The organism is Sphingomonas sp. PAMC 26617 (genome assembly GCF_000242835.1).
In the GTDB taxonomy this organism is placed as follows: Bacteria; Pseudomonadota; Alphaproteobacteria; order Sphingomonadales; family Sphingomonadaceae; genus Sphingomonas.
This window is the reverse complement of the sequence record NZ_JH594426.1, coordinates 120,632-130,126: the sequence shown is the minus strand read 5'-3', so window position 1 is coordinate 130,126 and position 9,495 is coordinate 120,632. Positions and strand designations below refer to the sequence as shown.

Below are 9,495 nucleotides of genomic sequence, written 5' to 3'. Positions count from 1 at the left end.
TGCCGGCCATTCTCAGCTTGTCACATCGCGATCCTTTTGAGAGTGGGCTGACGGCAGCGTCGTACAGAAAACGGCCGTTTGACGCACCCGCCCGCAGGTGATCTATGTAAATATCAGAGCCAATTGGCACCATGCTGTCAGCGGTAAATGGCACTGCCAAGTGATAGGTTTGATACAAAAGTCAAAAGTTTTGCATTAGGGCAACAGGGTTAAGCAGCCGGTCGACCAACCCCAAAACTTTACCATTCGTCGAGCTTCGTCGGCTTCCCAAGATCCGTCATCAACTGGTTTGCGAGGGCCGACGCTGGCCGGCATCGCTGTTAATTTGTTTACCCTAAACGATAAGCATTTTTAGATTTATGGAAATTACATAGCCACGTGTTTGTTGTCTGGGGGCATTTGGAATGAAGAATGTTTTAATTACGAGCATTGCTCTCGCTGCTTGTCTACCCTCAATCGCGGTTGCACAATATAACGTGCAGTGGACAGCGCCGGCTTCAAATGTCGGTCCTACGGCTTCTTTTCCAATGGGTACGCCATTGCAGCTCGCCACGCGGACCGAGCTTAATACCAAGGACTGTCACGCGGGCGAGCGCTTCTATCTGGAAGTGGCGGAACCCCTCATGTATCGTGGTCAAGTTGTTGTTCCGGTCGGATCGATTGCGGTCGGCGAAGTTATGCGTTCGGAGCGTAATGGCCATTTTGGAAAACGCGGTCAGCTCGATATCCGAATTAATTATGTAGAGACGCCGAGCGGGCCTGTCCGCCTATCAGGGCGCACGGGACGCCATGGTTCTGGACAGGAGTTATTGTCTATTGGAGGCGCGTTGCTTGTCTCATGGCCGATGATTTTTATTCACGGGACTAGCGGTAGACTTCCGGCAGAAACTTCCGTGACCGCCTATTTGGCAGACGATCTACGCTTCAGCCTTCAGCCTAATTCAACCCAAGTCGTAGCGGCGATGCCCGACAGCGAGGGGCAGACGCACCGTCCTCTGCCAGCAAGCTTTGATCCGTCAGTTTTCTCGTCAATTGGATCGTGATTCGATAATTGCCGTTCGACTGCGGCCTCCCAAGACAATGTCGTTTTCGGTAAGCGCGGGTGCAAACTTACGGTCGCAATTGCCACCTGCTTGCCCGGCCGTGGGCCGCCACTTTTCGCGTCGCGATGCAAAATTCACAAGTTTTGCATTAGGCTTAGAACGGCGGAAACTCGGCATTGGGGTGATGCGGAAATCCGATACGCTGCCAATCGCGGATGTCATGGCCTGGTGGATAGGCGACGGGCAACTTTAAAAACGATCATACCAGAAGAGTACGAAATGGAGCTGTCATAAGCATGCTCCGAACGCGCCGCACATGAACAGCAGACCCCAAATACAAAGACCAAAGCTCATTGCCGGGATGTAGAATATCAGCATCAGAACCTTATTAGTGGGTGGCAGCGTTAAAAGCCAGATGCCGGCAAGGCCCGGAATTAAGGCGAGTCCGATCTCGATGTAAGAAACATCAAGACCCAATACCTTTGATCCAAATCGCACGGTCAGCATTAGGGCCAAGAGTATAGGCGGTCCAGCCAGGATGAGCAGGCCCATCGGGAGGGCGCGGAGATAACCACGCCTCTTCGTTGTGTTGTCCTGGATCATCACGCGCGTCTGCCACCATGAACGATTGTCAGCAAATGTTTAAGGCGATTGGTTCACAGACGACCGCCCTTGGCTAGTTTTTACCGTACCGGCCGTTGCGAAAGGGTTCCCTTTCGCGACGGCAGCAAACGCCCGATTATGTTGAAAAAGGCGGCATGCGAAATTTTCGTGTACGTGGGGCAGGCATAATACGTTTGCCGCGCGCTCCTTGGATCGATAGTTCTCAGCCGCACCACTCAACGCACGAAAGTTTTGAGCTGCTGCCGGTTTCGTGGACACCAAGATAAGGTGTTTTCGGAACCAGAGGGTGACAATGCAACGACGGAAGTTTAGCCGAGAGTTCAAGCTGGAGGCGGTTAAGTTGGTCCGCGATCGGGGCGTGGCGGTGGCACAGGCCGCGCGCGATCTCGACGTGCACGAGAACGTGCTGCGTAAATGGGTCCGCGAAGCGGAAGCTGATCCCCAGTCGGCATTCCCTGGCAACGGCCAGATGAAGCCCGAGCAGCAGGAGATTGAGCGGCTGCGCCGCAAGCTGGCCCGAATGAAGGCCGAGCGTGACATATTAAAAAAAGCCGCGGTGGGTTCAACCGGTCATCGCAAAGCATCGAGGGATCTGGCCGGTGTCTTGGCTTTGGGGGGCGCTCGATGTTTCGCGCAGTGGATTCCACGCCTGGCTCGCGCGGGCGCCAAGTGCCCGGTCGCGCAGCGACGAAGTGTATGCAGGGAAGATCCGCGCCAGCTTCATCTCCAGCTACCGAACCTATGGGGCGCGTCGCGTCTGGCACGATCTCTTGGCCGAAGGCCTTTCATGTGGCCTGCATCGGGTCGAACGGCTGATGCGTGTGCACGGTCTGATGGCGCGGCCGCGCCGCCGCGGTCTACCCAAGGATCATGGCGAACGCTTGGTGATCGCCGGCAATGTGCTCGATCGGCAGTTCACCGCAGACGCGCCCAATCAGAAGTGGGTGGCCGACTTCACTTACATTTGAACCGCCGAAGGATGGCTGTATGCTGCCGCAGTGATCGATCTCTTCTCGCGGCGGGTGGTCGGCTGGTCGATGAGCGACACGATGACGGCGCAGCTCGTCACCGATGCGCTGGTCATGGCGATCTGGCGCCGTGGCAAGCCCGATGCGCTGCTCCATCACTCCGACCAGGGGAGCCAATATATCAGCGAGCAGTTCCAGCGGCTGATGGTCGACAATGGCGTCACCTGCTCGATGAGCCGGTCCGGCAACGTCTGGGACAACGCTGCGATGGAGAGCTTCTTCTCCTCGCTGAAGACCGAACGGATTGCGCGCAAAACCTATCGCACGCGCAACCACGCGAGACAGGACGTGTTCGATTACATCGAACGCTTCTACAATCCCACACGCAGGCACTCTACCTTGGGCTATCTCAGCCCCATGGACTTCGAGAAGCAGGCTCATGTAGCTTAACTTGGTGTCCGTGGGACCGGCAGCAGCTCAGGAGCCTAGATGGTCGAGATGCGCCGGACCTGATATGGGCTAAAGTCCTGTTGTGTTTAGCAGGAGTCCGGATCGATGGATCCACACGCCCAGATCGTACATCTGCTGCAGCCCGAGGCCTCGTTCACGAAGCTGGTGAACGGCGCAGGATCATGGGCCGTGCATCGCAACGAAGTCCCACGTCCGTTCTACTGCGCGGTGCTCGAAGGCTCGTGTCGGCTCGGGTCGGAAGGGGCGCCGCCGGTCGTCCTGTCGTGCGGCGACTTCGCACTACTTCCCGCGGCGCAGCGCTTCACGATATCCAGCATGGATCGCTCTCCATCCGACCCACACGGATCGATTCCGATCGAGGTCGAACCCGGCGTCTACCGCCTAGGCGAAAACGACACCGCGCCCGATGTACATATCCTTATCGGCTATGGAATGTTCGGATCAGTGGACGCGACGCTGCTCGTGTCGCTTCTGCCTCCCATCGTCCATGTCTGTGGCGATGGACGGCTGACGACGTTAGTACAGCTGGTGGACGACGAGACGCGCGCGGTGCGACCGGCGCGACCTGGTGCTGACGCGGTTGCTCGAAGTTCTATTGATTGAGGCGCTGCGCTCAACGGCAGGACCGACATCTCCGCCCGGGCTACTGCGCGGACTGTCGGACGACCGGCTCGCGGCGGCGTTGCGCGGAATGCACGACAAGCCCGCCAGACCGTGGACGGTTACTGAGCTGGCGTTTGAAGCAAACCTGTCGCGTTCGGCCTTCTTCGATCGGCTCAGGCGCGCGCTCGGCGTCGCGCCGATGGCATACCTCCTGCACTGGCGCATGTCCCTCGCCGGCAACCTGCTCACGCAACGGGAGCTGAGCATCGCCGAGGTCGCGCGGCGGGCGGGCTATGGTTCGACCAGCGCCTTCAGTGTAGCCTTTAGCAAATACGCGAGAGTTTCTCCAACATCTTATGCGCGACGGGAGGTGACGGCGCTGGCACCCTGATCGTGCATCGCACCGGCTCGCGCGCTCGGGCCGCGGTCTTGCTGTACCGCTCAATTGCTTCGCGGTTTTCGGCGACAATCCCCTGGGACGGTGTTCACGCCCAAGCTCGAAACGGCATCCCGTGAGCTGGCTGCGAAGAACGGCTGGGCCGATCATGAAGGGGAATGGCGCGAGGTCGAGCGCGCGGTACTGCCCCACGTCACCCCTGTGCCGATCGGTCGAGTGGGCATGGCCGACGATATCGCGAATGCGGTCGCATTCCTAAGTAGCTCGCTCGTCGGCTATATCACCGGGGTGGACTTGCGCATCGACGGTGGGATGATGCCGGCGATCTAGGTCACAACCGAACGGTTTGACCCGTCCATTAAACGGACGTTTGTTGGACGGTTGTCATACTTACGCGCGCCGCTGAACGACTGCGCGCGTCGCAACGGCTGTGGTTAGCTTTTCGGGAAAGCGAGGCCGCAGCACGAAGAGCGCTGTATGAGATGCGGCAGGGGACAATGTATGTGCCCATGCAAGCATCCGATGCCGTCAATGTCATCCGTGATCGGGCGCTCGAGTTGGAAGGAAATGTAGCGGTCCTGGCGATCGAGCCTTAGGATGATATGATGTACGAGGTTTTGAGATAGCCCACGGTGGGGTGTGACCAAGCTATAAGAATTGAGTAATTAGGAGAAATGATGGCGCGTCCAGAGTCGGCTGAAGATCGCGACGCTCTTATTGAGGAGCTTCGCGCAGCCGTGGCGGCGCGGGACAACTTCATCGCCATCGCGGCCCACGAACTCCGAAATCCGATGACACCCATCGTAGGCCAAGTTGAATTGCTGCTCAGTCGCGCACGGCGCGAGGGCGCGTCTGCGGCAACCATTACCAGTCTTGAGCGGCTGGAAATATCCGTCGGCCACTATGTTCGCCGTGCAACTGCGCTTCTCGAAATATCGCGCGTGAATGCCGGACGGCTGGCGTTGGAGCCAGCGAGCTTCGACATGGCCGCGTTCGTTGCCCAGATCACGGCCAATTATGAAATGCTGGCGGCACGCGCGGGTTCGGTGTTGCGGTGTGACGCCCAAGGGCCGGTAGTCGGCGTTTGGGATCAACTGGCGACCGAGCAGATCATTGATAATCTGATATCGAACGCGATTCGCTACGGCGACAGCAAGCCGATACGGGTCGCGCTTGTTGCTGACGGAGTGGGCGTGACGCTGAGCGTCGCCGACGGTGGCATCGGTATTGCAGCCGATGACCTGACCCGTATTTTCGATCGTTTCGAACAGGCGATTGGCAGCAGGCGCAAAAGCGGCGGCTTTGGCATTGGCTTGTGGCTGGTCCGTGAATTGACGGAAGCGATGGGCGGCAAAATTGGTGTGACTAGCACCGAAAGCGAGGGTTCGACGTTTACCGTCTGGCTCCCCCGCAATATGAAAGAACCCAGCGGCATGGAACACGCAGCGTGAGCCAAGATATCAATGGGCACGACGGGGTCACCCGTGTTCCAACCGGGGTGCCGGGACTAGACTCAATCATGTTTGGCGGCTTCCTTTCGGGTGCCGTCTTCATCGTTCGCGGCACGCCAGGCGCCGGCAAAACGATTCTCGCCAACCAGATGTGCTTTAATCACGCACAGGGTGGAGGCCGCGCCCTGTTCGTGACGCTGCTTTCCGAGAGCCACGCTCGCATGCGTCAGCATATGGAGCAGCTCAGCTTCTACGACGCCAGCGTCATCCCTGACCGGCTCTACTACATTAGCGGGTTCAGCACGCTCGAAGAAGGCGGTCTGAGCGGGCTCATGGACATGCTTCGCCGCGAAATTCGCACCCATGAAGCAACGCTCCTTGTTTTAGATGGGCTAATCGCGGTCGAAGAGACAAGCTCTTCGGACCGCGAGTTCAGGAAGTTTATCTACGAATTGCAGGCGCACGTAGCCGCGGCCGACTGCACTGCGCTGCTGCTGACGAACGGCAGCCGTTCCGACCATCAGCCGGAGCACACGATGGTTGATGGGCTCATTAACCTTAGCGACACCACGCTTAACAAGCACAAGCAACGCGAGCTTGAGGTGCTCAAGTTCCGTGGATCGGGCGCGCTGCGCGGCCGTCATCCGTTCCGCATCACAGATGGCGGCGTGGTCGTATATCCACGAACAGAGGCCATCCTCGCCGTGCCGTCGTGCGTCGATCAGGCCACGAACAACAAGGTGTCGCTCGGTATACCGATGCTCGACGAGATGCTTGGTGGCGGCATACCGGAAGGCACGTCGACGTTGTTGTTGGGAGCTTCCGGCACCGGCAAAACGACCCTCGGCCTGCATTTCCTGAGCCGATCGACGCCTACCGAGCCTGGCCTGTTGTTCGGCTTCTACGAAACGCCGGAACGCCTTATGCTCAACGCCTCAACGTTGGGCTTGGACCTTAAGGGCATGATCGACCGTGGTGATGTCGAGGTCATCTGGCGGCCGGTCACGGAACAGATCCTTGACGACCTAGCGGGGACGCTCATGGACGCGGTCAGGAGACGGGGCGTCAAGCGCCTCTTTATCGACGGGTTGAACGGGTTTCAGGAGTCGAGCGACATACGGGACCGCGTGCTCCACGTCTTTTCCGCGCTCGCCAGCGAGTTCAAGGCGTTAGGTGTGACGATGTTCCTGACTGCCGAAACACGCAACATTGTCGGACCCGGGATCGAAATGCCCTTTAACGGGCTATCATCGGTTGCCGAGAACGTCGTGGTGCTCCGCTTCGTAGAGTACCGCGCCCGTGTCTACCGCCTGCTCTCCATTCTGAAGGTGCGCGGCAACGGCTTCGACGCGGCGTTGCGCGAGTTCAACATTTCGAGTGACGGCATCAAGCTCCTCGACACGTTCGAGGGGGCGTCGTCGATCCTGACGGGCTTTGGCACGGAACCGAGTCCTGACCGGGCATCTCAGCCGGAAGCTCCGGAAATCACGCGGTGACAGGCGGCCGCACAGTACTTGTTGTGGATGACGAGTTTGGCGTCGCCGAGGTCCTTGAAGCCATGCTTGAAGACGAGGGCTATCGCGTTATCACCGCAATCAACGGTAAGCAGGGCATGGCGCGGCTTGCGGAAGACGTCCCCGACCTCGTGATGCTCGATTATATGATGCCTGTGATGAACGGCGCGGATATGCTTGCTGCTATGCAGTCCAATCCGGCGTTCGCAAAAGTACCCGTCGTCATGATGAGCTCGCTTGATGAGGCGACGATCCGTGAAGCCTGCAAAGGTTACTCCATTTTTCTTCGTAAGCCGTTCAGGATGGCAAGCGTCCTTGAGGCGTTGATGCGGGTCTCAGCCTGAGTTTTGGTTCGTAGGTCGTCCTGCTCGCGATCGGTTCATTAAGCCTGAAAGAGCCGTCGGTTGGACCGAGAAAGGCGCGATCTTCATCGTCCGTTAGGCGCGAAAGGCTAAATAACGCTCCGACGTCTTGATGCGTTGCGTATCTCGGGAATAGCGGTTTGAAGCATTGGGCACCTGACGACGCGAAGGCATCAGCCGTTCTCCAGCTGATCGCGGAGCATTCCAGCGATGTCATTGCCCTGGTTGGGCCAGACATGACCTTCAGCTATATTTCTGGAGCCTCCGAGCGGTTGTTTCTCCGATCGCCGCCTGAGGTGATCGGGCACCCTGTCTTCGAGTTCGTATTCCACGAAGATCTTCCGGTTCTTGTTGAAGCTAACCGGGTCGTAATGGGTGGCGGCTCGAATGATGCGACGGTCACTGTGCGCGTCATTCGCGGTGATGGCTCCCTGCTCTGGGTTGAAATAGCCTCAAGGGTTGTCGAGAATCTGAAATCGGGAACCCCGGGGGACCGAGCCGTTATCATGCGCGACGTATCTCAGCGCAAGGCTCTCGAAGACGAGTTGCGTGCCATGGCGATGAAGGACGGCCTTACCGGTCTTGCTAATCGCCGGGCGTTTGATGAGGCGCTTTCGGGGGAGTGGAAGCGGACGCTTGTTGCCAAGTCACAGCTGTCGCTGCTGCTTGCGGATATCGATCACTTTAAGAAGTTCAACGACGCTCACGGCCATCAGGTGGGGGACGATTGCCTCCGCAGCGTCGCAACGGCGTTTCTTTCGGCAACTAGCGACGATAAAAATGTGGTGGCCAGATATGGGGGTGAGGAACTGGCCGTCGTACTACCTGAGGCCAATCGCGATCATGCTATGGATGTTGCTGAGCATATCAGGGCTGCTGTCGAGGCGTTGCAGATCCCCCACGGAGTAGAAGTGGGAGGGGTAATTACCGTAAGCATCGGCGTAGCTACCGCGCTCGCCCGTGACGGTGCAACAGCCGTAATGCCGCAGACTTTGCTGACCTCTGCCGACCGCGCATTGTACCTCGCGAAGGAAGCCGGAAAAAACTGCTGCAAATCAGCACTTCTGCTGGCAAGCTAGCCACAGCTAAAAAGCTGATGGAGTTGTTAAAGGTTTAAAACGCTCGCCTAATAAACCTGGCTATCTCATAAACGATACCGTTTTGGGAATGGCGTAGTTCGATGACAACCGGCCCTTTCTGATGCAAAATAAATAAACTTCCGCATCATCATTTGTATACGGTGACTAAGGCAATAATTCGATTTCGAGTTGACGTATTGTGAAGGGCTTACATAGGTACCGGATACCTTCCTGCAATCCATTAGGCTTTGGATTACCGGACATCAGCACGATAGTGGCAGGCATCTGCATCGTGTCGCTGACTATAAATTCTACGCCTGAAAGGCCAGCGCCTAGGTCGCCGTCGCAAAGCAGCACGTCGACATCACCGCTAGCAAGCCAAGCACGTGCTGCGTCGACCGAAGCTGCTTCGATGACGGACATGCCTAGCTCGCGCGCAAGGCACGCGATCATCTGACGGACTATCGCATTATCATCTACAATCAATAATTTAGCAGTAGCCATGCTCACCGTCCTAGGTTCAGTATGTGTCTCAAGGCTTTGGGGACGCAGACGATGTCTCGTGACCGTTCAGTTATCCTCGTCGTCGATGATGAGGAGAGGATACGAAAGTTGATCGGCGAGCAGCTCGAGGATGAAGGCTACGAGGTGATGTTGGCGGCTAACGGCGACGACGCCTTCGAGATACTGCAAGGTACGTCCCGCATAGATCTGATTGTGACCGATGTGAGAATGCCTGGCGCAATGAATGGTTTCGACTTGATCGAAAGGGCGCTCGCCAGCCGTCCCGACCTTCGAACGATTATCATGTCGGGTTACACAGGCGAGAGCACCCAACGTACGGGGCTTGCTGACCGCTTTTTACAGAAGCCATTCACTTTGAGGTCTCTCGAAACTGAAGTGAAAAACCTTTTAGCTGCCTGAGACCATTGCTACAGGGAGTCACAACACGAAAGTGAGTTTTTTGTACACTAGTACGCCTG

General features: G+C 57.6%; 12 protein-coding genes and 1 pseudogene. 11 read left to right on the top strand and 2 right to left on the bottom strand.

Annotated elements, in window-relative coordinates:
• Positions 1-404: 404 nt before the first annotated feature.
• Complete coding sequence (locus RH91_RS21835; RefSeq protein ID WP_081469593.1) at positions 405-1,043, top strand: hypothetical protein; 639 nt, start codon at positions 405-407, stop codon at positions 1,041-1,043.
• Positions 1,044-1,331: 288 nt separating this feature from the next.
• Here the strand turns inward: RH91_RS21835 and RH91_RS19445 are convergent, their stop codons facing one another.
• Positions 1,332-1,646 carry a hypothetical protein gene (locus RH91_RS19445; protein ID WP_010164969.1) on the bottom strand — a complete coding sequence of 105 codons (315 nt, stop codon included), beginning with the start codon at positions 1,644-1,646 and terminating at the stop codon, positions 1,332-1,334.
• A gap of 313 nt (positions 1,647-1,959) precedes the next feature.
• On the opposite strand from RH91_RS19445, the pseudogene RH91_RS19440 reads away from it, so the two are divergent.
• From RH91_RS19440 to RH91_RS19410, 9 genes and pseudogenes are all read left to right on the top strand, one after another.
• Positions 1,960-3,085 (top strand): annotated as a pseudogene (locus RH91_RS19440) (IS3 family transposase).
• 105 nt (positions 3,086-3,190) lie between these two features.
• Positions 3,191-3,709 carry a cupin domain-containing protein gene (locus tag RH91_RS23270; RefSeq protein WP_010164968.1) on the top strand — a complete coding sequence of 173 codons (519 nt, stop codon included), beginning with the start codon at positions 3,191-3,193 and terminating at the stop codon, positions 3,707-3,709.
• Positions 3,675-4,100: a helix-turn-helix domain-containing protein gene (locus tag RH91_RS23265; RefSeq protein WP_232283612.1), complete on the top strand. Its 426-nt coding sequence runs from the start codon at positions 3,675-3,677 to the stop codon at positions 4,098-4,100. Before RH91_RS23270 ends, RH91_RS23265 begins: the two co-directional genes overlap by 35 nt.
• A gap of 90 nt (positions 4,101-4,190) precedes the next feature.
• Entirely contained in the window at positions 4,191-4,436 is a 246-nt protein-coding gene (locus tag RH91_RS19430; RefSeq protein ID WP_010164963.1) for an SDR family oxidoreductase, read from the top strand.
• A gap of 56 nt (positions 4,437-4,492) precedes the next feature.
• Positions 4,493-4,702: a lysozyme inhibitor LprI family protein gene (locus RH91_RS21830; RefSeq protein WP_081469592.1), complete on the top strand. Its 210-nt coding sequence runs from the start codon at positions 4,493-4,495 to the stop codon at positions 4,700-4,702.
• Positions 4,703-4,783: 81 nt separating this feature from the next.
• On the top strand, positions 4,784-5,557 hold the full coding sequence (locus RH91_RS19425; protein WP_232283611.1) for a sensor histidine kinase: 774 nt from the start codon (positions 4,784-4,786) through the stop codon (positions 5,555-5,557).
• The gene (locus RH91_RS19420) at positions 5,554-7,053 is read left to right on the top strand and encodes an ATPase domain-containing protein (protein WP_029624090.1); all 1,500 of its coding nucleotides are present in this window, start codon (positions 5,554-5,556) and stop codon (positions 7,051-7,053) included. Before RH91_RS19425 ends, RH91_RS19420 begins: the two co-directional genes overlap by 4 nt.
• Positions 7,054-7,076: 23 nt before the next feature.
• Entirely contained in the window at positions 7,077-7,415 is a 339-nt protein-coding gene (locus RH91_RS19415; RefSeq protein WP_010164956.1) for a response regulator, read from the top strand.
• 158 nt (positions 7,416-7,573) lie between these two features.
• Positions 7,574-8,512 carry a sensor domain-containing diguanylate cyclase gene (locus tag RH91_RS19410; protein ID WP_010164954.1) on the top strand — a complete coding sequence of 313 codons (939 nt, stop codon included), beginning with the start codon at positions 7,574-7,576 and terminating at the stop codon, positions 8,510-8,512.
• A gap of 165 nt (positions 8,513-8,677) precedes the next feature.
• On the opposite strand, the gene RH91_RS21825 is transcribed toward RH91_RS19410, so the two are convergent.
• A complete protein-coding gene (locus tag RH91_RS21825) occupies positions 8,678-9,016 on the bottom strand; it encodes a response regulator (protein ID WP_081469591.1) in 339 nt (112 codons plus the stop codon).
• 51 nt (positions 9,017-9,067) lie between these two features.
• Here RH91_RS21825 and RH91_RS19405 point away from each other — a divergent pair, with 51 nt between their 5' ends.
• Positions 9,068-9,436, top strand: a complete 369-nt coding sequence (locus tag RH91_RS19405) for a response regulator (protein WP_029624089.1) — start codon at positions 9,068-9,070, stop codon at positions 9,434-9,436.
• The last annotated feature ends 59 nt before the right edge of the window (positions 9,437-9,495 follow it).

Excerpts from the sequence above, each read along its gene's own strand:
- RH91_RS21835 (WP_081469593.1), top strand. The coding sequence starts at position 405 with ATGAAGAATGTTTTAATTACGAGCATTGCTCTCGCTGCTTGTCTACCC.
- RH91_RS19445 (WP_010164969.1), bottom strand. The coding sequence starts at position 1,646 with ATGATCCAGGACAACACAACGAAGAGGCGTGGTTATCTCCGCGCCCTC.
- RH91_RS23270 (WP_010164968.1), top strand. The coding sequence starts at position 3,191 with ATGGATCCACACGCCCAGATCGTACATCTGCTGCAGCCCGAGGCCTCG.
- RH91_RS19425 (WP_232283611.1), top strand. The coding sequence starts at position 4,784 with ATGGCGCGTCCAGAGTCGGCTGAAGATCGCGACGCTCTTATTGAGGAG.
- RH91_RS21825 (WP_081469591.1), bottom strand. The coding sequence starts at position 9,016 with ATGGCTACTGCTAAATTATTGATTGTAGATGATAATGCGATAGTCCGT.
- RH91_RS19405 (WP_029624089.1), top strand. The coding sequence starts at position 9,068 with ATGTCTCGTGACCGTTCAGTTATCCTCGTCGTCGATGATGAGGAGAGG.